Below are 20,513 nucleotides of genomic sequence, written 5' to 3' on the forward strand. Positions count from 1 at the left end.
GTTAACCGAAAAACGGCGGCGTGTCCGGATCGGACATGACCACGTCCTTGTCAACGGTGTTGTCGGCCAGTTCGCGCAAAGCCATCACCGACGGTTTGTCATTTTCCCATTCCAGAGTGGGTTCCGCGCCGTAGGAAAGCTGGCGTGCGCGCTTGGAGGCCAGAATAACCAGTTCAAACCGGTTTTCAACCTGGTCCAGACAATCTTCAACGGTGACTCGTGCCATATTCAGGGTTTCCTGTTCTTTGAGTTGGGTGGACCGAGTATTTTACCCTTATCCGGCCTGGGGTTTCAAATATTTAGGCCAATGCCTGTGGTTTGATCCGGTGCGAGGTCAGGATAAAGGCAAAAGCCATGCCCGGTAGTCATCAATCAGGGCGTGGTGTTGCCGCAACCAGGCCTGAGCATTTTCGCCCATGGCCTGTCTTGTCTGTGGTGTTTCCAGCAAGTGGCAGAGTGCGTCCAGCAAAGCGTCGTAATCGGCGCACTGTTGGAGTCCGTCCGCCTCAAGCAGTGCCTGCGTTTCCGGTTCGAAATCACGCATGTCCGGGCCGGTCAGCAGGCAGGCCCCCAGCGAGGCCGGTTCCAGCAGGTTGTGGCCGCCTTTGGGCACAAAGCTGCCACCCATGATCACCACTTGAGCATGGGCATACAGCGGCATGAGTTGACCAAAGGTGTCGGCCAGATGCACCTGGGTCTCAGCTCGGATGGGGTCATGCTGACTGACCAGCGTCAGTGAGTGGGTCAGGCCGCCCAGTTGGGTCTTCAGTGATTTTCGCCGCTGCGGGTGGCGGGGCACAATCACCAACAATTCCGGGCGTTGTCGCGCCAGCCAGCGTTTGGCGATCTGGAATTCCTCATCCTGATGCGAGGAAGCGACCAGCACATAAGGACATGGCATGGGGTTTGGATCATTGGCGAGGGCACGGTAATTGGTCAGTTTGAGGTTGCCGGCGGCCTGGACGCGTTCGGGTGGGACGCCCAGCGCCACAAACCGTTGAGCTTCCTCTTTGTTTTTGGCCAGGACCCGTGTCAGGTAGCGGCAGGTCTGGCGATACAAGCGCTGCAACCATCGCCAGAACCAGGCCGGGGCTGGCGGATGCTCGGCGGTCAGTCTGGCGAAGGTCTTTTGCGACAGCCGGGCATTGATCAGGGTTATGGGCCCACGTTCCGCCATGGCCTGATAAAGGTTGGGCCAGATTTCGGACTCCATCATCCAGGCATTTTCGGGTTGAAAGCGTTGCAGAAAACGCCGCACCGCAGACGGATAATCCAGCGGCAGGTAGGCATGGCTGATCTGTTCAGGCGTGTTTTGCATTGATCGCCATTGCAGCAGGGCATCGCGCCCGGAAGGGGTGCTGGTGGTGACCAGCAATTCATGGCCATCATTGAGCATGGATTCGGCCAGGGCATCGATGGCACGGACTTCGCCCACCGACGCGCAGTGAATCCACAAAGAGGTGGCGCAGGGTCCGTCGTCGGGTCGATATCCGCCCAAGCGTTGGCGAACGTACTGCCAGCCGCCCTGACGACGCACCGCCTGGTGGAGGGTGATCAGTAAAACCAGCGGACTGAGCAGCCAGAGCAGAATCCGATAAAAACGCCAGTCGGTTCGATCAGCGGGGGTGTCGGTTGGCATGGGCGCGGACATGGCGGCAATGAAAAGCGGTCAGTGGCCAGCTTGCATCAGGCTGTTCATCAACTCAATGTCGCCTGGCACGTCGACTTCGGGCGAGTCCCACTGGCTTTCAATGACTCTGATCCGGTAGCCGTATTCCAATGCCCGCAGCTGTTCCAGTTTTTCAATGTTTTCCAGTCGGCTGGCCGGCAGCTCGTTGAACTGGTCGACGAATGCCTTGGTGTAGGCATAAACCCCAAGATGCTTGAAGGAGTCGTGATCCCAGTAATCACGGCCATGCGGAATGGTGGCACGGGAAAAATACAGGGCATTGCCATAATAGTCGCAGACCACTTTGACGTCTTTGGGGCTGGTGATTTCGGCTTCATTGACGATCTTGAACGAGAGGGTGGTCATCGCAAAGTCGGGCGTCTCTTCCTCGTAAAAAGGCGCGACCACGGCTTCGATCGAACCGGGGTGAATCAAAGGCTGGTCTCCCTGCACATTGACAATCAGGGTGTCGTCGCTCAGGTTCAGGGTGTTGGCGGCCGCGGCGATCCGGTCGGTCCCGGATTCGGCTTCGGCCGGGGTCATTACCACCTGGCCGCCGAATTTTTCGACCGCCTCCCGAATGCGATCGTCGTCGGTGGCAACGTAAACGGCGTCAAGCCCCCGGGCTCGCTGGACCCGTTCAACCACCTGCTGAATCATGGGTTTGCCGCCAATGGTTTTGAGCGGTTTGCCCGGCAGGCGCGAAGAGTCGTAGCGGGCCGGGATCAGGGCGATGGTACGCATCATGGTCTCTTACATTCTCTCATACAGGCTGCGCAGCAGTTCCGGGGTGACCTTGCTCCGCCAATCCGGCCCATAGACATTGTCCCACAGCGGTGCCAGTCCCGACGCCACCTGAATCATCTTGTCCATTTCGGCGTCGCTGAGGTCGGCGCAGACATTTTGCGGTAGGGTGATGTTGTGTTTGGCCATCATCTTGCGGAAGATTTTAACCCCTTCCGGATAAAATTCGTCGAGCACATTGAACACAATGCAGTTGCCGATGCCGTGGTGGTAGCCCATCACGTACGACAGACCGTAAGACAGGGCATGACAGGCCCCCACCTGGCTGTAGGCAATGGACTGGCCGCCGAAATAGGACGCCATCATCAGTTTTTCGTCGGCGTCCGGGTGGTCGTCCAGAAACACTTCGTGGCACAGAGACTGGGATTTTTCCCCAAAGGCGCGGGCAAATTCATTGATGTAGGTGCCGTTGAGGGCCTCCACATTATGAATGAAACAGTCCATGCCGGTGTAGAACCACTGGTCTTTGGGCACGCCAGCGACCAGATCCGGGTCCATAATGATCTGATCGAACACCGTGTGGTCGGAGTTGATGCCCAGTTTTTTCTCCGGGCCGGTCAGTACCGTGGTGCGTGAGGCTTCGGCCCCGGTGCCGGAAATGGTGGGAATGCCGACATGATGCACGGACGGGTTTTTGATCAGATCCCAGCCCTGATAGTCGGCGGCACGGCCCGGGTTGGTCAGCATCAGAGACACCGCTTTGGCGATGTCCAGTGAGGAACCGCCGCCAAGACCGACCACGCTGACCGGGCGCTGGTCGGAGGCAAACGCCTGCACCTGCTCGACCAGACGGTCAATGTAAGCCGTTTTGGGTTCGTCGGTCACGTCCAGCCAGATCAGTTGATCCGTTTCGGCCAGTGGCAAGCGCTCGGCCAGTGGTTTGTTCCGGTGGACTTCGTCCACCAGAAATACGGCAAAATCTTTGGGTGTTTGGCGCTGTTCGTTCAGCACGTCGTCCAACTGGTCGAAGCTGCCACGCCCGAAAATCATGCGTGGCACGGTTTTAAAATTGCGGTATTTCATGAAATTCCTTCGGTTTTTTCCGCCCGACCCACTTTTTACCAGGCCTGGTAAAAAGTGGGGTTTGATCAGTGAAAAATGGTGTGAAACGCGGCCAGACGTTTCTCGATTTCCGCCTCGTCCCAAGACAGTTGAATCAAAAACGACACCGTCCGGCTGATGAGTTCATCCGACTGCGGCAAGGCAATCTCGGAATAATCGGGGCGGTCTTTGATCAGGTCAATCGGCAGACGGGCCGAGCTGTGCATGGCGTGAATGTGGGGCCAGTTTTTCAGGTAATGCCAGTTGTTGGCATACCAATAGAAAACCCCGCCGATGCCGGCGTCACCGAGTTGTCTGACCACTTCCTGCGCGCGCGCGGGCGTTGGCAGAAAAATGCTCAGGAAGCCAGCGTTGTCGCCGTCGGGGTCGGTCAGGCGACGGAAGGTGACCTCGTCATACTGGGCCAGCGCGTCTTTGAGTGCGGCTTTGTTGGCGCGCTGGATTTCGAGAATCCGATCCAGTTTCTGCCACTGGGCCACACCGACGGCGGCGTTCATTTCGGAAATCCGGTAGTTGGTGCCCATGATCGGGTGATCTTCCGCGCCCCGGTCATTGCCGATGTGATCGTGACCGTGATCGGAATACTGATGCGCGTTCTGATGAATGCGTTCGTCGTTGGTCAGGACCGCGCCGCCTTCGCCACAGGAAATGGTTTTGACCGAATCAAAGGAAAAGGTGCCGACCTGACCGATGGTGCCCAGCGCCTGACCTTTGTAAGTGGCACCAGTGGCCTGACAGGCGTCTTCGAGCAAGACCAGGTTATGGCGGTCGCATACGGCCTTGACCGCGTCCATGTCACCGCCGGTGCCGCACATGTGCACAAAATTGACCGCTCTGGTGCGCGGTGTGATCGCGGCTTCGATGCCCGCGGCAGACAGGGTCAGGGTGTCATCGATTTCGGCAAAGACCGGCACCGCACCGGCCAGCACGATGGCTTCGACCGAGGCGACAAAGGTAAAGGGCGGCACGATCACTTCGTCGCCGGCCCCGATGCCGGCGGCCGCCAGAGCGGTGGACAGAGCCGCCGTGCCGCTGGAGACCAGGTGGGCGTGTTTGACCGGCAGGCGCTGACAGATCAGCTGTTCCAGTTCGCGCGCTTTCCAGACGTCGTTGCGCAAACCGTCAAAGTTGTAGCGGAAGGTAAAGCCTTGGTCCATGACCTCGGCGACCTGCTGTTTTTCCTGGTGGTCGAACAGTTCAAAACCGGGCATGCAAACTCCTGTTATTTGGTCAGTGCTTTGATCAGGGCACGATGTTGTTCCGCCTGGCGGGCGCGCGTCTGGCGCTGGGCCAGAAAGATGTGGTGCAGCTCGCTCAGGGCAATGTCAAAGTGGTTGTTGATGACCAGAAAATCGAATTCGTCATAATGACGCATTTCATTGACCGCATCCTGCATGCGTCGGGCGATGATCTCGTCGCTGTCGGTCTGACGGTTTTTCAGTCGTCTTTCCAGTTCGCTCAGGCTCGGCGGCAGAATGAAAATGCTCACGGCGTCGGGCATCAACTGCCTGACCTGTTGGGCGCCCTGCCAGTCGATTTCCAGAATCACGTCCTTGCCATTGGCCAGTTGCGATTCCACGGCGGTTCTGGAAGTGCCGTAATAATGGTCAAACACCTGGGCATGTTCCAAAAAATCGCCCTGGGCGACCTGTTGTTCAAAGGTGGCGACATCGACAAAATGGTAGTTGACCCCGTCTTCTTCCCCCGGACGTTGCGCACGGGTGGTGGTGGAAACCGACACGTCCACCAGCGGGTCTTTTTCGGTCAGTTTGTGGACCAGTGAGGTTTTGCCCGCTCCGGAAGGGGCGGAAATGATAAACAACGAACCCGGCATGTCAGTGATCCTTCCTGCTGAGGCGAAATAATTTCCCATTTTATCAGACTTGATGGCGACTTGTTGCAAACAAAATGCGGTGCCTGGCTTCTTGCCGGGGTGGACTTGGGCTACAATATTGGTTATGCAAAAACAAAGTATTTTTCTGGTCGGGCCGATGGGCGCGGGCAAGTCAACCGTTGGGCGCATTCTGGCAGACAAGCTGCATTATCGGTTTCTGGACAGCGATCACGAAATCGAAGCCAAGACCGGGGTGTCGATTCCGATGATTTTCGACATTGAAGGCGAGGCCGGTTTTCGCAGGCGTGAGTGCAAGCTGATTGACCAGTTGACCCAGCAACCACAAGTGGTTCTGGCCACAGGTGGCGGGGCCGTACTCAAGCCGCAGAATCGCAGGCACCTGCGTTCGCGCGGGTTTGTGGTGTATTTGCGCTCGTCGCTGGATGCACTGTTGGCGCGCACCCGTCAGGACCGCAATCGCCCTTTGTTGCAGAACGACAACCCCGAAGAGGTGCTGAAAAACATCATGACCGAGCGCGATCCCCTGTATCGGGAAGTGGCGGACCTGGTCGTTCAGACCGAGCAGGCCTCTGTGCATCGGGTGGTGCGTCAGATTATGGAACAACTGGCCGATGAGGCTGTGATTTGAAGGAGATGGTGTGACCCAGACGCAAGAGACGCAACAGAATGAACGCTGATACCGCGGAACCGGTCACCCTGGGTGTGGAGTTGGCCGAACGCAGCTACCCGATTGTGATCGGTCAGGGGTTGATGGGCCAGTCGGAATGGGTTCGTCCCTACGTTCATGGTACCCAGGTGCTGATCGTCACCAATACCACCGTGGCCCCTTTGTATCTGCAGCAGGCCTGTGAGGCCTTTGCCGAGTATGAGGTACAGACGGTGGTGCTGCCCGATGGGGAGCGTTATAAGAATCTGGAGATCCTCAATCGGATTTTTGATGTTGCGATTGCGCATCACTTTGACCGCCACTGCACGTTTGTGGCATTGGGCGGCGGTGTGATCGGTGATATGACCGGTTTTGCCGCCGCCAGCTATCAGCGAGGGGTACGGTTCATTCAAATGCCGACCACACTGCTGGCTCAGGTGGATTCGTCCGTGGGCGGCAAAACCGGGGTCAACCACCCTCAGGGCAAGAACATGATCGGCGCCTTTCACCAGCCGGAATCCGTGTTGATTGATGTGGCCACCCTCAATACCCTGCCGGATCGGGAACTGTCTGCCGGTCTGGCCGAGGTGATCAAATACGGACTGATTGGAGACGCCCCGTTTTTTGACTGGCTTGAAGCGCACATGGGGCAGCTGTTGGCGCGGGAACCGGCGATTCTGACCGAAGCCATTCGTCGCTCCTGCGCCAACAAAGCGGCGATTGTGGCCAAGGACGAAAAAGAAGCCGGTCTGCGCGCCTTGTTCAACCTGGGCCATACTTTCGGCCACGCGATCGAAGCGGGCATGGGCTATGGTGTCTGGTTGCATGGCGAAGCGGTGGCCGCTGGGATGATGCAGGCGGTGTATATGTCGCGTTTGCTCGGCGATCTGACTCACGCGGACCAACAGCGCATTGAACGGGTGATGCGTGCGGCCAGATTGCCGGTGACCCCGCCTGAGGCACTGAGTACGGAGCGTTTTCTGGCATTGATGGCCGGAGACAAGAAAGTTCAGGCCGGACGCATTCGTCTGGTATTGCTCAAGCAAATCGGCGAGGCGTATGTGACCGGCGATTACCCGGATGCATTGCTGACACAGACATTGGAGTCGTATCGTTGAAACGGGGAGCGGAATTTCCACAAGGCATGCACCTTTATCGTCAGGGTGAGTTGACGCTGATTGAAGTCAATAACGATTTTGCGCGGCTGGTGATGACCACGCATGGGGCCAGTGTGCTCAGTTTTGCGCCTCGCATGGACGACGGGCGTCTGCAACCGGATTTGCTATGGGTATCAGAGCGCGCGCATTACAGTGGAGAAAAGCCGGTGCGGGGCGGGATTCCCATCTGCTGGCCCTGGTTTGGGGCCTCAAGCGAACCGGGGCTGCCCGCCCACGGGTTTGTGCGCAATATGACCTGGCAGCTGATGTCTTCGGACAGTGATGATCTGGGGCGAACCCGTTTGACCTTTCGCATCCAGTCCAATGCTCAGTCGCTGGCCTTGTGGCCGTACCGGTTTGAGCTGACGCTGGACGTGTTTGTGGGTTCCGAATTGACTTTGACTCTGACCACGCGCAACCTGGACAGCAAGGCGTTCACTGTGACCGAGGCTCTGCACAGTTATTTCTCGGTGTCGAAGGCCAGCGAGGTGTTTGTGACCGGTCTGGGCAACAGCGAATGTCATGACAAACTGGCCGACCTGCCGCCCTATCGTGCCGAAGATGTGCTTTCCATTGTGCCGCCGCTGGATCGGGTCTATTTGCAGCAACCAGGACAGGTGCAGCTACACGATCCGGGACTGAAGCGCAATATCGAAATCGAAAAATGCGGTGCGGCCTCCACTGTGGTCTGGAACCCCGGGGCCGAACTGGTGGGCGGGTTTGATGACATGGACAACCAGGCCTGGTCAAAAATGTTGTGCGTTGAGACCGGCAATGTTCTGGAGTCGCAAGTGGTGGTCGAGCCGGATACGCCCCATGTGTTCAGCATGCATTTGCGCGCCAAGCCTTTGGCCTGATGCGTTTGCACATCATTCGCACATAAAAAAACGCGCCGAAGCGCGTTATATTTAAACGGGTTTGACGTTTTGGTCGTTCGTTGTCATGCCGCTTCGGCCATGGCCAAACGCAGCTTTTTGATCGCCTGCTGTTCAATCTGACGGATGCGTTCCATGGAGACACCATAGGCTTCCGACAGCGCTTTCAGACCGGTTTTCTGGTCCGACAGCCAGCGTTGCCGGATAATGTCCAGGCTGCGTGGATCCAGTTGTTTCAAAGCCGTTTGCATGTGGCCCAGATCAAACTCGGATTGCGATTGCGCCACCAGTTGCGATTCCGGGTCCAGTTCCTGACTGACCAGCACCGGATAGTGTTTGTTCTCGTTTTCTTCTTCATCGGCCGACATGTCCACCGGCATGTCCTGACCATACAGACGCGATTCCATCTCCAGCACGTCCTTGCGGGTCACGCCCAGTTTTTCGGCGACGGTGTCGGCGTCGTCATTGCCCAGCCACGCCAGGGATTTTTTGGCTCCGCGCAGCTTGAAGAAAAGTTTGCGTTGGGCCTTGGTGGTCGCGGTTTTGACAATGCGCCAGTTTTTGATCACGAATTCATTGATTTCGGCACGCACCCAGTGCACGGCAAAGGTCATCAAACGCACTTTTTCCATCGGATTGAAGCGTTTGACCGCCTTCATCAGTCCGATGTTGCCTTCCTGAATCAGATCGGCCAGCTGCAGGCCGTACCCTTTGTATGAGCGTGCAATCGGCACCACGTAACGCAGGGACGACAAAATCAGCTGACGTGCCGCCTCCAGATCCTGATGATGGTACAGACGTTCGGCCAGGGCACGCTCTTCTTCCGCAGTCAATTGCGGAAAAGTCTGCACTGTGCGCATGTACGTCTCCAGGTTCTGGCCTGGAACCAGATTCTGCTGGAATGCCATCAGTTGCTTTGACATGTCTCTCACCTCATGAATTGGTTTTTGATACCCATTACTATACAAGATTTAGCACTCATGTCAAGGGACTGCCAAAAAGCGGATTTAAATAAAAAGTGTTGTTTAAAGAATGGCTTGGAAAAGATAATTCATCCAGATTGTTTTAAGAGGAAAGGGCGGCAAAAAAAAGACCCGCGCGGCGATGCTGAACGGGTCAGAGCTGCTCTGAATCAGCGCACAGATGAGGCGCTAGGCGGAATGGTCAGTCGTTGTCAGACATCTGGCCATTGCTGTGCATCATTTCCAGCCAGGCATCGCGGATTTCGGTCAGAATCTCCACGGCACTGTCCAGATAGAAGCATTCTTTTTCGTAGACCGCTTCCTGAATGGCCTTGTCCGAATAACGATACAATTCTTCCAGGTCATACGCCAGCGGGGTTTCGCGGGTCAGGGCCAGACGGTCACGCAATGCATCCAGAATGGTGGTCATGCGTCCCAGGTGAAAGCCTTTTTCCACATAGGCTTCCGAGGTGTGGCACAGTTTGGCCAGGTTGCCCTTGTCCACAACGCCCTGAAGCAGCAACATCACGGTTTTGGCCGGGTTTTCAGCCAGCTGGTCCTCGGTTTGAGGGTTGCGGTGGTAATCCTGCAGTAGTGGGGCAGCGTCGTTTTCGGTCGGATTTTGGGTCAGTGTCGGGTTCATGGTCATAATAAAGCTCCTTGTGCTTGGCTTCTGTTGTTTTGCTTGTGTTTCGTTGCCGAAACCCCTAAAGGTTATCGTTATTGGTCGATAAGCAGAAGCCGTGCCAACAAGGTGTCAAAAAAGCTGCAGCCTTGTGCCGCCTGTTGATCACAGGCGTTTTGACAGATTTGTTCAGGAATGGCACCCCCTTTGCTTGCATCCAGGCACAGAACCGGCTGACACAATACATGGCCACAGGGGAAACACCATGCTGGAATTGGCTCATCAACCAACAAATTCGGATCAGAAAATCGCTCACACATCGTGGCTGCGCGATCTGACTGATGCTTGCATGCTCGATCATGACCGAAAATATTTGGCTGACATGGCAAAAGAAGTCGATAGGGTCGATGCAGGCCGATCGGAAGGATTGAGCGGCGTGCTGGCACGTCTGCAGCACAAGTTTGCTTACCCGCCTGATATGGCGTTGCGGATCGAAGCCGAAGTGCAGGCCCGAACCCACCACCTTTACAAGCAGGCTCATTACGATTTTCTGACGCATTTGCCCAATCGCGCTTCGTTGTATGAGTATCTGGCCGATTGCATTGCGAACGCGCAATCCAGTCAAAAATCCTTTGGTCTGATCTTTATGGATCTGGACGGCTTCAAGCAGGTCAATGATTCACTGGGTCATCATGTCGGGGATGAATTGCTGCGACTGGTCAGTGCCCGGGTGTTGGCGGTAATGAAAGCCAACGACTTTGTGGCGCGGCTGGGCGGGGACGAGTTTGTGCTGGTAATGCCGGATGTGGCAAAACAGGCAAGTCTTGCCGCCATCTGCGAACGGCTGATCCGAGAAGTCTGCCGTCCTTACTGGATTGAAAATCATGCGGTGTTCACATCGCCCAGCATGGGGGTGGCACGTTTTCATGAAGACGGGCGGGTGGCCTCGGATCTGATTGACCGGGCCGATCAGGCTCTGTATTACGCCAAAGAGCAAGGCGGGAAAACCTACGCCTTCTATCAGTCATTGCCTGCGTTTCGGACGCATCAGGATCAGCCGATTCAGGCCTGTCTGTCCGAGGCGGTGGCCACAGGCGGATTGCAGCTTCGGGCGCAGCATCAGGTGGACATCAAACATGACCGGTTTGTGGGCGTAGCACTGACATTGCATTGGCCGGATGCCCCGGACGTGCATGCGATTTCGGACCTGGAGGCCTTGCTGATCGATCATGTTGATGCGCCATTGGTCAACCGCTGGCTTTGGGATTCGGTGTGTTTTTACTTGTCGCGCTGGCAACATTGGGCCGCCGACTGGAGTGTGAGTCTGCCCCGGTTGTCCAGTGTTCTGACCAGGCCCGAAACGGTGGCGTTATTGACCGATGCGTTGCAGCAAAACGCCATTTCTCCGGAGCAGGTGCATCTCAGTGTGGATGTGGCGCAAATGGGCGATGCCCTTCAGCGCCCGGTGCTGGATGCGCTGGCCGCGGCAGGATTTCAACTGACGCTCAGTGGTGTGGGCCGGGTGCCTTTGGATTTGTCGCAACTGGGACAGCTTTCCCTGTCCGAAATTCAGCTGGACGAAACCTGGCTGGCTCAGCAACTGGAGACCGTAACAGGCACCCGCTGTGTGCGGGCAGTGATTGATCTGGCACACACACTGGACGCTTCGGTTGTGGCCACCGGCGTGACCGACTCAGGACGGGTCGAGCGCCTGCGCAATTTGGGCTGCGATTTGGCTCAGGGCCCTTTCTGGGGGGCGCCAACACCGATCGAAGAGTTTATGTAAACCTTGATTCAGTTCAGTTCGTCGGCTTTGTGAATGATTTCCAGAATCAGCTTGGCCGAATGGGTGGCCGCCTGATCCAGGTATTCGGTGAAGGTCTGGGCGTTTTCCTTACCGGCAATGTCCGACAATGAACGGATGATCACAAACGGCACCTCAAACCGGTGACAGGTTTGGGCGATGGCCGCAGCTTCCATTTCACAGGCAATCATATCCGGGAACCTGGCTCGGGTCGCGGCCACGTCTTCCGGATGATGCATAAAGCGGTCGCCGGTGGCAATCTGGCCATGCATGTGCGCCACTTCCCCCAATGATTCGATGGCCTTCTGGGTGATCTTGACCAGTTTGGGATCGGGGGTAAAGTGGTGCGGACTGCCCGGCACCTGGCCGGTTTCATAGCCAAAAACCGACACATCCACGTCGTGATGCAGCACCGATTGACTGATCACGATGTCGCCCACTTCCTGATCCGGGTGAAAACCTCCGGCCGAACCGGTGTTGATCACCGCATCCGGTCGGTACAGTTCCAGAAGCAACGCCGTGCTGATGGCGGCATTGACCTTGCCGATGCCTGAGCGCAGCAAAATCACATCCGTTTTGTGGATGCGACCCAGATAATATTCAAACCCGGCATGGGTTTCGGTTTTCACGTCTTGAAGTTGGTTGCGCAACAGAGAAACTTCTTCTTCCATTGCACCAATGATCGCCAATCGCATAAGTTTTCCGTCGTGTGAACGGCCCCGGAAATGACCAGGCCTGGTTAAAAAGTACTTACCTGACACTCTGTCGGCCGATCATCCCCCCCCTTGTCATGCCGACCCTTCCCACCTTGTCATCCCGACCGAAGCGGAGGGATCTTCTTCAGGATGGCACTGTCGGTTGGAGATCCTTCGGCTTCGCTCAGGATGACAGAAAAAAGCTTCGCTCAGGGTGACAGTGTTTTGCCATGCCCCCAGAAAGGGGTTATACAGCATTGCCCAGTGATTTCAGGGTGGCCTCATCCATGGCCAGGTCTGCGTTTCGGTTGACGCCAATGCCTTGGTCGAGCACATTGCGGGCGATGTTTTGGGCTTCGTCCAGCGAGTGCATGGTGTAGGTTCCGCACTGGTATTTGTTCAGTTCCGGAATGTCTTCCATTTTTTCGACCTTCAGCACGTCTTGCATCGCCGCTTCCCAGGCCTTGGCCACGCGCTGTTCGTCCGGGGTGCCGATGGTGCTCATGTAAAAGCCGGTGCGGCAGCCCATGGGCGAAACGTCAATGATTTCCACGTCATCGCTGTTCAGGTGTTCGCGGATAAAGCCGGCGAACAAGTGCTCCAGCGTATGAATGCCTTTTTCACCGAGTATGTCGATGTTGGGTCGGGTAAAGCGCAAGTCAAACACGGTAATGGTGTCGCCAGCCGGCGTCTGCATGGTTTTGGCCACGCGCACGGCGGGCGCATTCATAATGGTGTGATCCACGGTAAAGCTGTCAAGTAATGGCATAGATTCAATCCTTTTGGTTTGCAGCGTTCAAATTAAAACGCGATAACTCATTGTAACGAATCATGGACCGAAGTTCTTCCACGTACGCTTCCCTGCGTTCAGAATAATGCAACAAGCCTTCTGCCAACGCAACACCGGTCACCGGTTGATTGGCGTTTCTCAATTGCGCGCGGATGCGGCGCAAATCGGCGTAAGCCGAATGGCTGTTGAGGTTGTGCAGATAACTTTTGACCGATTCATAAGGGTGATCGAAAGCCCGCACTTCATGATCGGCCCCACTGATACGTTGCTCGGGCACCAGTCCGCATCCGGGTTGGTAACACCATTGCCCAAAGTAATTGTGGGCTTTGCGGGCAAAACGAGACGTGCCCCAGGCGCTTTCATTGGCTGCCTGAGCGAGCGCCAGCGAAGTGGGAATGGTGTCAATGCGTGTGAGCAGCGCTTTCTGGTTCTCGGAACGGTCGGGATCAAAGCGGCCAGAGACCTCCAAGCCAAACAGCTCGGCCTGGGTTTTTAACCAGGCCTGGTCTTTTTCAGGCAGGCTGTTCTGGTCGATCAGCGTTTTCAACCGCTCGCGTTTGGTCTGAATGGATTGATTTGCCTGATGGATCAGTGGCGCAAAATACTCAAAAAACGCCTGCTTGCGCGGTGGGCCGGCGTCAAAGCTGGAAAAGTCCGGCGGTCGGTCAAACTGGGTTATTGCGGGTTGGCTGTCGGTCTGCTCAGAAGGTTCTTCCGAACAGCCGGAAAGCCAGAATGAAAACGCGGCCATTACCATTATGAGAGCCGCTGGGGCTTTCAGCAAAAGGAGCGAGGAGACATTGCGGGGGAAGTGATTTCTATGCATTCGGACTCTGACCAATGAAGTGACGTTGGTGGCAGTTTAGGCGATCAGCATGTCATCATCAACAATGGTGCGCATGGCGCTCAAGGTGTCAACGCCGTTCGGAAAGCTGCCACCGACGGGATTGGTGACATCCAGATAAAAGGTTTCATCGTCTTCCACCTGATCGTCGCCCAGAATTTCCACTGGCATCACCGCCTGGTTTTCATCCGGGTACAAAACCAAGGTGCCTTGTTGGGGCAGATAATCTTCTCCGGCCGTCGCAGTGCCGTCTCGGGTTTGGTAATCTACGCTCAGCCAGTCATTGGTAAAACGCTCGCCATGAAATTCGATCAGAAAGTAGGCATAGCTGATGTCACCGCTGTCGTTTTCAAAAATCTCAAAATCGATCTCTGAAACCTCTTTGGGAGCTTGACCATAAGCATCGCGGACACTTTGGTCAATCCATTGCTGGTGATCGTCATATGCCACGCGTTGCCAGAATCCCTGTTCTCCGAACGAACTGTTGTCATACAGATCAACGTCGGGCTCAAAGTCGTAGGTGCCAAGGCTGGATGTGTAACTGGCGACGCCTGCAATTTTCCCATCTATGAATGCAGGGCCACCGCTGTCGCCGGATGTGATCAGGCCTTCTTCGTCGCCCAGGCCGGTATCGTAAATGCCCAGCAACCCGCCTAATGCATCTTCGCTGGTATTACCACTGTCAAAATCAGCGACCAGTGTGGTGCCCGGTTTTGGGGTCCAGCCCATGGCGGCCCCCAGTACTTCCTTGAGGGTCGAGCCTTCGGTTTCAAAGCGATTGGCCGCGATCAAGCGAGGATTGTCTGTTGCGTTGGGGTCACTGCCTTCAAGGCCGGTGCCAGGCGTTCCATAGCCACCAAAGGCAAATGTCTGACCAATGGCATCGTCTTCCCGATATAATTCAAAACGTTGCGCAAACCCGGGGGCCTTCTCCGACAGTCGCACCAACGCGAGGTCGTGATTGTCATGGAGAGGCTCGTAAAAAGGGTGGATTTGATATTGCGTGGCTTGCACCGTTTTGAATTGCTGATGGCTGTTTTCAAAGATGACTTCGGCACGGTCAATTTCGGGATCAAAGAGGTGGGCGGCGGTTAAAACGGTTTGGCCATCCCATAAAAGTGTTCCGGTGCCACGGTAACCTGTGTCCGTTGTGATTTGCACCACACCCGTCATGGTCGAATAGTCTGAGGTTTGGTACAGGCTGTCTGTATAATGCCGGGTCGTGGCGACCATGTATGCCCCCTGTGGAAGAAGTTATGTTATGCTGTACCGTTAATTTTAAAAGTATGGTTTGTCATTATTAAACGTCAAAGTGACCTGCAAGACGGATTGGATTATAACACTATGAAACGACAGAATGCTTTGCTGGCTTTTATGCAGCGCCTGGGTTTGGTCGCATCGTTTGCATTGCTGGGGGGATACAGCGCAGGCTCGGTGGCGCAGCCGATTGATATGACCCAGGCTTATCAGCTGGCCCTGGAGCAGAATCAGGCGTTACAGGCCCACCGTGAGAATCTCTCAGCGGAATCCGAGAATATTGACCAGGCCTGGTCACAGGTTCTGCCCAATGTGTCGGCCTATTTGCGTCGGGGCAAAGCCGAATACACCACCGGCTTTGTCGAAGACGAACCGGCGGACTTTACCCGCTCCGGGATTTCGCTGGTTCAGCCTTTGTTTTCCATGAAACGTTTTGAAGGCATCAGTGCGGCCAAAGCCGGGTATCAGCGTTTTGCCAAAGACTTTGATCTCAAGCGTTTCCAGACAGGTCTGGAAACCTTGCACGCCTACATTGATGCGGCCAAAGCCAATGAGCTGCTGGCGCTTTCCCGTGCGGAAATCGAAGATCACAAAGTTCGTATGCGGCGCGTCGATGCCATGCTGGAACGTGGGCTGGCCACGGAGGTGGATCAGCTGGAAACGCAGTCCAAATACGATGAGTTGCGGGCCCAGGAGATCGCCGATACCAATACCCGTAAAGTGATGCTCAAGCGTCTGGAACAATATGTGGGGCAACGTGGGTTGGACATCGCTTCCATTCAGGGCGATTTGTGGCAACTTTCTGAAGGCATATTGGCTCAGGACAACTGGGTGAGTCGCATTGAAAACGCGGCTCTGTCGGTTCAAGTCGCGCAATCGGCACTGGAAGAATCGCGTCAAAAAAAGGACCTGAGTCAGGCCGAATATTGGCCGGAAGTGAACGCAAGGGTTGAATATCGCAAAACCGACTCCTATGAAACCGGCATGGAAAACGAATCCAGAGCGGTGCTGGAAATGTCGCTGCCGCTTTATGAAGGTGGGCGCACCAACTCGGCCGTTCGTCAGGCTCAAAACCAGATTGACCGAGATGCTTTCTTCCTGGCCGACGAAAAGCACAAGGCTTCGGTCCAGGCCGAGGAGTCCCTGTCCAAAATTCGTGGCTCCTATGAAAATATCCAGGCGTATCGCCGCTCTGTTGAATCGGCGAACGCCTATCTCGCGGCTGCAGAAAAAGGTCTTTCCTACGGCCTTCGCAGCGTTTATGAAGTGCTGGAAGCCAAAACCCGGCTTTATACTACCCAGAAAAAACTGGTGACCGAAAAACATGAGAATCTCAAGGCGCAACTGGAACTGCTTTTTTTGACCGGCCATTTTGCCCCACAGGATGTGGCGCAGCTGCTGCAGGCTAGACAGTTGCCCGAAGCCTTGCGCCAGCCCGCTTGACTCTGTTCAAGCCTTTTACCCGATTTATTGATGTTTAGAGAGACGTATGCAACCCAAAAAAGATGACCTGACCGAAATTCAGCGGGCACTGAAGCTAGTAAAACGCTCGTTTATCAACGTGGGCGTGTTCAGCTTTTTTATTAACATTCTGATGCTGGTCCCACCCATCTACATGCTCCAGATTTATGACCGGGTGCTGACCAGTCGCAGTGAAGAAACCCTGTTGATGCTGACCCTGATTGTGGTCTGGTTGTTTATCACCATGGGGCTGCTGGAATTTGTGCGCTCGCGAATGCTGATCCGAATCGGCAACAAACTGGACAATACTCTGAACGAGGATTTGTTCTCTTCCATGTTCAAGCGTTCGGTCAATGAGCCGGGGCAGGTCAATGCCCAGCCACTCAACGACATGACCTCGCTGCGTCAGTTTATGACCGGCAATGGGTTGTTTGCGTTTTTTGATTCCCCCTGGTTGCCGATTTACATTCTGATCCTGTTCCTGTTCCATCCTTATTTCGGCTATTTCGGCATTTTTGCTGCGATTGTGCTGTTTATTCTGGCCTATCTGAATGAACGCACCTCCAAAAAACTGCTGGAAGAAGCCAATCAGGAACACATGCAATCGACCAACTATGCCAGTGCCAGCGTCAAAAACGCCGAAGTGGTCGCGGCCATGGGCATGGAAAACAACCTGAAAAACAAATGGTTCGAAAAGCACCTGAGCTTTCTGAGCAAACAGAGTCAGGCCAGTGACCGGGCCAGCATTCTGACCAATCTGTCCAAGAATCTGCGTTTGATGTTTCAATCCCTGATACTGGGGCTCGGGGCCTGGCTGGCCATTTACAACGAAATCACACCGGGGATGATGATTGCCGGGTCCATTATTCTGGGGCGTGCCCTGGCACCGCTGGATTTGCTGATCGGCTCCTGGAAAGGTTTCAGTTCCGCCAGAACCGCCTACAGACGCCTGAACGAAATGTTTGCCAAATACCCGGCCAAAGACGACACCATGCCGTTGCCGGATCCGGAAGGGCGTCTGAGTTGCGAAGGCATTATGGTCACCCCACCGGGCGGTCGTACGCCGGTTGTGCGCGGCGTTTCTTTTGAACTGCAGAAAGGCGAAATGCTGGCCATTATCGGCCCCAGTGCGGCCGGTAAGTCCTCCATCGTTCGCGCCCTGCTGGGTGTCTGGCCATTGCTGGCCGGCAAGGTACGACTTGACGGCGCCGATATTCACAGCTGGGACAAATTGCATCTGGGTCAGCACATTGGCTATCTGCCTCAGGACATCGAACTGTTTGCCGGCACCATTGCTGAAAACATCGGTCGATTCGGCGAACTGGATCCAGACAGAGTGGTGGCTTCGGCCAAAATGGCCGGGGTGCACGAATTGATATTGCGCTTGCCTCAGGGCTACGATACCGAGCTTGCCAGTGGTACCAGCGGTCTTTCCGGTGGTCAGCGTCAGCGAATCGGTTTGGCTCGTGCCCTGTATGGCAATCCCAAGCTGGTGGTGCTGGACGAACCCAACTCCAATCTGGACGATCAGGGTGAACAGGCGCTTTCCGAGGCCTTGCAGTCCCTGAAAGAGCACGGGGTCACGGTGGTGATTATTTCTCACAAAAAGCCGATTTTGAAACTGGTGGACAAGCTGTTGCTGGTCGTCGATGGTCAGGCCAAAGCCTTTGGTGAGCGAGATGAAGTCCTGACCGCCATTCAGAACGGTCAGCTCTCTTTGACCAATCAGAAATAAGGCTGGATCTGTCGAACGCATTCAAGTCAACCCGATAATGACCAGGCCTGGTAACGATCAGGCCGAATCAATGGAACAACCATGACACAGAAACAACAAGATTTAAAAGAAAACCTAGACTTAGGCGCTGAAAGTCGTCGCGACACCCATCCGGGCGTTTACGATGGTGAAGCCAGGGTCAAACCTGGCAGTCACGATTACGACAGCCTCAGCGTCAAAAAACAACCCGAGTTCCCGGGCGTCAAGACCAATGATCACACTTATTACCGCTTTGGCTGGCTGGTGGTCATTCTGGTCTTTGTTGTGTTCGGTGGCTGGGCCGCGCTGGCTCCGCTCAGCAGCTCCGCCGTGGCGCCGGGCGAAGTTCAGGTCGAAGAAAGCAACCGCACAGTTGAACATTATGAAGGTGGCATCGTCTCTGAAATTCTAGTGGAAGAAGGCGAAATCGTTGAAAAAGGCGAAGTGCTGTTGCGACTCTCGCCCACTCAGGCGGCCTCCGAGTTGAACACGGTTCAATCTCAACTGAACAGCCTTCTGGCGCTGGAAGCCCGTCTGTTTGCCGAGCGCAGCGGAAAAGGCCAGGTCACCTTTCCACCCTCCCTGTTGCAGCAGGCCGAAACCAGCGACGACGTTCAGGAGTTGATTGAGGGCCAAAGAGCCTTGTTCGACGCCCGACGGAATGGCTTGAATCAGGAGCTGAAAATCTACGGCCAGCAGATTTCCGCCTTGAAACAACAGATTTCGGGGCTGCAGGAACAAATCAAAAGTCTGGATGACCGGATTGCCTCTTACGAAGAAGAGGTCGAAGACTGGCAGGCGCTTTACGATGAACGTTTTGCCGACAAAATCCGACTTCAGGAGATGAAGCGGGAGCTGGCAACACTAAAAGGTGAGCGTGCCGGTAACCTGTCGGAAACCGCGCGTTTGAAAGTGAAAGTGGCTGAAACCGAGTCACAGCGAGTGCTTCGAAAGCAACAGTTCCTGCAGGAAGTGGTGGCCGAACTCAAAGACGTTCAAACTCGAAAATTTGAACTTCAGGCCCGCAAAACCGCCCTTCTTGACCGTTTGAAGCGGGTGGAAATCCGTTCGCCTGCCAGCGGGAAAGTCAACGGTCTGAAAGTACACACGGTCGGAGCGGTGGTGCGCTCCGGTGATCCTTTGATGGAAATTGTGCCCAAAACGCAGAACTTTGTTGTCATGGCAAGAGTCAAACCTCAGGACATTGACAAAGTCCGGGTTGGGCTCATGGCCGACGTTGTATTCAGTGCCTTCAATACCCAAAGCACGCATGTGATTACCGGCGAGGTCACCAAGCTTTCGGCCGACAGCTTTACCGATGAGCAGAGCGGTGAGAAATACTTCGAAGCCCGCGTTCAGATCACACCGGAAGGGGTCAAACAGATGAAAGAGGACGGCATATTCATGCTGCCCGGCATGCCAGCTGAAACCATGATCAAAACCGGAGAGCGCACATTCTTCGGCTACCTGATCAAACCCATTTCAGACATGTTCAAACGCGCATTTAATGAAGATTGATCTCGTGCTCGTATAGTCACCCAAAGCAAGTTGAGCTGTTTGTACTGTCATGACGACCGCTTCCCCTTGTCATCCCGACCGGAGCGGAGGGATCTTTTTCAGGGTGGCACTGTCGGCTGGAGATCCTTCGGCTTCGCTCAGGATGACAGGGGGTGTCATACCAACCGTTCCCCTTGTCATCCCGACCGGAGCGGAGGGATCTTCTTCGGGATGGCACTGTCGGTTGAAGATCCTTCGGCTTCGCTCAGGATGACAGGGGGTGTCATACCAACTGTTCCCCTTGTCATCCCGACCGGAGCGGAGGGATCTTTTTCAGGATGGCACTGTCGGCTGGAGATCCTTCGGCTTCGATCAGGATGACAGGAATAAGTTGTGTATGTTATTTTTTCTAAATTACAGAATGTAAAAAACCCACCGAACGGTGGGTTTTTTACATCGCACATCACCTTTGGGAAAAAGGCGGTAGCCTGTCAGGCTTTTTGTGCGTTATGCATCGTCTTTGGGCAGCAATTCAGCCAATGCTCGAGCATAGGCATTTCGGGCTGTCTGAGCGATGGCGGTTTGCGTCTGCAAGCGGGCAATCTCCTGATCCGTGGCGCGTAGACTGGCCAGTTGATTTTTGGCTTCGTCTGAAAACTTGTCCACCGCATATTCTTTGCCATCGATTGTGATTGTTTGTTCTGCCATTTAACTTTCCTTCTTTTAAAAAATGTGCTCTTGAATAATGGTTCCGATT

20 protein-coding genes are annotated in these 20,513 nt (G+C 55.1%); 7 read left to right on the forward strand and 13 right to left on the reverse strand.

The features are described from left to right. Nucleotide 1: 1 nt before the first annotated feature. From rpoZ to gmk, 6 genes are all read right to left on the reverse strand, one after another. Nucleotides 2-226: a DNA-directed RNA polymerase subunit omega gene (gene rpoZ / locus A377_RS0105730; protein WP_019895262.1), complete on the reverse strand. Its 225-nt coding sequence runs from the start codon at nucleotides 224-226 to the stop codon at nucleotides 2-4. Between the two features lie 108 nt (nucleotides 227-334). Next, nucleotides 335-1,639: a 3-deoxy-D-manno-octulosonic acid transferase gene (locus A377_RS0105735; protein WP_157760762.1), complete on the reverse strand. Its 1,305-nt coding sequence runs from the start codon at nucleotides 1,637-1,639 to the stop codon at nucleotides 335-337. A 30-nt stretch (nucleotides 1,640-1,669) separates the two neighbouring features. Then, nucleotides 1,670-2,416, reverse strand: coding sequence for a 3-deoxy-manno-octulosonate cytidylyltransferase (kdsB, locus tag A377_RS0105740; protein ID WP_019895264.1), 747 nt, complete (start codon nucleotides 2,414-2,416; stop codon nucleotides 1,670-1,672). Between the two features lie 6 nt (nucleotides 2,417-2,422). Further along, nucleotides 2,423-3,496 (reverse strand): iron-containing alcohol dehydrogenase family protein, encoded by a 1,074-nt coding sequence (locus A377_RS0105745; protein WP_019895265.1) that lies wholly within the window; start codon nucleotides 3,494-3,496, stop codon nucleotides 2,423-2,425. Nucleotides 3,497-3,561: 65 nt separating this feature from the next. Continuing rightward, a complete protein-coding gene (locus tag A377_RS0105750; protein WP_019895266.1) occupies nucleotides 3,562-4,746 on the reverse strand; it encodes a DegT/DnrJ/EryC1/StrS family aminotransferase in 1,185 nt (394 codons plus the stop codon). An 11-nt stretch (nucleotides 4,747-4,757) separates the two neighbouring features. Continuing rightward, entirely contained in the window at nucleotides 4,758-5,369 is a 612-nt protein-coding gene (gmk, locus tag A377_RS0105755; protein WP_019895267.1) for a guanylate kinase, read from the reverse strand. Nucleotides 5,370-5,493: 124 nt separating this feature from the next. Here gmk and aroK point away from each other — a divergent pair, with 124 nt between their 5' ends. From aroK to A377_RS0105770, 3 genes are read left to right on the forward strand one after another with little or no spacing between them, the layout of a single operon-like run. Next, nucleotides 5,494-6,018: a shikimate kinase AroK gene (gene aroK, locus A377_RS0105760; protein WP_028485305.1), complete on the forward strand. Its 525-nt coding sequence runs from the start codon at nucleotides 5,494-5,496 to the stop codon at nucleotides 6,016-6,018. Nucleotides 6,019-6,056: 38 nt separating this feature from the next. Further along, a complete protein-coding gene (gene aroB / locus A377_RS0105765) occupies nucleotides 6,057-7,154 on the forward strand; it encodes a 3-dehydroquinate synthase (protein WP_019895269.1) in 1,098 nt (365 codons plus the stop codon). A 26-nt stretch (nucleotides 7,155-7,180) separates the two neighbouring features. Then, nucleotides 7,181-8,050 (forward strand): D-hexose-6-phosphate mutarotase, encoded by an 870-nt coding sequence (locus A377_RS0105770; RefSeq protein WP_019895270.1) that lies wholly within the window; start codon nucleotides 7,181-7,183, stop codon nucleotides 8,048-8,050. 83 nt (nucleotides 8,051-8,133) lie between these two features. Here A377_RS0105770 and rpoH read toward each other — a convergent pair whose 3' ends face one another. Continuing rightward, entirely contained in the window at nucleotides 8,134-8,991 is an 858-nt protein-coding gene (rpoH, locus tag A377_RS0105775) for an RNA polymerase sigma factor RpoH (RefSeq protein ID WP_019895271.1), read from the reverse strand. A 241-nt stretch (nucleotides 8,992-9,232) separates the two neighbouring features. Next, complete coding sequence (locus A377_RS0105780) at nucleotides 9,233-9,679, reverse strand: flagellar export chaperone FliS (RefSeq protein ID WP_019895273.1); 447 nt, start codon at nucleotides 9,677-9,679, stop codon at nucleotides 9,233-9,235. A 325-nt stretch (nucleotides 9,680-10,004) separates the two neighbouring features. Between A377_RS0105780 and A377_RS0105785 the strand changes: the two genes are divergently transcribed. Next, the gene (locus A377_RS0105785; RefSeq protein WP_169338010.1) at nucleotides 10,005-11,441 is read left to right on the forward strand and encodes a GGDEF domain-containing protein; all 1,437 of its coding nucleotides are present in this window, start codon (nucleotides 10,005-10,007) and stop codon (nucleotides 11,439-11,441) included. Between the two features lie 8 nt (nucleotides 11,442-11,449). On the opposite strand, the gene mtnN is transcribed toward A377_RS0105785, so the two are convergent. The 4 genes from mtnN to A377_RS0105805 form a co-directional block, all read right to left on the reverse strand. Continuing rightward, the gene (gene mtnN / locus A377_RS0105790) at nucleotides 11,450-12,154 is read right to left on the reverse strand and encodes a 5'-methylthioadenosine/S-adenosylhomocysteine nucleosidase (protein WP_019895275.1); all 705 of its coding nucleotides are present in this window, start codon (nucleotides 12,152-12,154) and stop codon (nucleotides 11,450-11,452) included. 247 nt (nucleotides 12,155-12,401) lie between these two features. Beyond that, complete coding sequence (gene luxS / locus A377_RS0105795) at nucleotides 12,402-12,923, reverse strand: S-ribosylhomocysteine lyase (RefSeq protein WP_019895276.1); 522 nt, start codon at nucleotides 12,921-12,923, stop codon at nucleotides 12,402-12,404. 4 nt (nucleotides 12,924-12,927) lie between these two features. Continuing rightward, nucleotides 12,928-13,695 carry a glucosaminidase domain-containing protein gene (locus A377_RS0105800; protein WP_019895277.1) on the reverse strand — a complete coding sequence of 256 codons (768 nt, stop codon included), beginning with the start codon at nucleotides 13,693-13,695 and terminating at the stop codon, nucleotides 12,928-12,930. A 111-nt stretch (nucleotides 13,696-13,806) separates the two neighbouring features. Continuing rightward, nucleotides 13,807-15,021, reverse strand: a complete 1,215-nt coding sequence (locus tag A377_RS0105805; protein WP_019895278.1) for a Calx-beta domain-containing protein — start codon at nucleotides 15,019-15,021, stop codon at nucleotides 13,807-13,809. Nucleotides 15,022-15,132: 111 nt separating this feature from the next. Between A377_RS0105805 and A377_RS0105810 the strand changes: the two genes are divergently transcribed. The 3 genes from A377_RS0105810 (at nucleotide 15,133) to A377_RS12010 (ending at nucleotide 19,777) form a co-directional block, all read left to right on the forward strand. Then, nucleotides 15,133-16,488, forward strand: a complete 1,356-nt coding sequence (locus tag A377_RS0105810; protein ID WP_019895279.1) for a TolC family protein — start codon at nucleotides 15,133-15,135, stop codon at nucleotides 16,486-16,488. 46 nt (nucleotides 16,489-16,534) lie between these two features. Next, nucleotides 16,535-18,241, forward strand: coding sequence for a type I secretion system permease/ATPase (locus tag A377_RS0105815; protein WP_019895280.1), 1,707 nt, complete (start codon nucleotides 16,535-16,537; stop codon nucleotides 18,239-18,241). Nucleotides 18,242-18,322: 81 nt separating this feature from the next. After that, nucleotides 18,323-19,777 carry an HlyD family type I secretion periplasmic adaptor subunit gene (locus A377_RS12010; protein ID WP_019895281.1) on the forward strand — a complete coding sequence of 485 codons (1,455 nt, stop codon included), beginning with the start codon at nucleotides 18,323-18,325 and terminating at the stop codon, nucleotides 19,775-19,777. Between the two features lie 486 nt (nucleotides 19,778-20,263). Here the strand turns inward: A377_RS12010 and A377_RS0105825 are convergent, their stop codons facing one another. Further along, nucleotides 20,264-20,464 carry a DUF6447 family protein gene (locus A377_RS0105825; RefSeq protein ID WP_019895282.1) on the reverse strand — a complete coding sequence of 67 codons (201 nt, stop codon included), beginning with the start codon at nucleotides 20,462-20,464 and terminating at the stop codon, nucleotides 20,264-20,266. Nucleotides 20,465-20,513 lie beyond the last annotated feature (49 nt).

The sequence above is a fragment of the Hydrogenovibrio halophilus DSM 15072 genome (assembly GCF_000384235.1).
Taxonomy (GTDB): Bacteria; Pseudomonadota; Gammaproteobacteria; order Thiomicrospirales; family Thiomicrospiraceae; genus Hydrogenovibrio; species Hydrogenovibrio halophilus.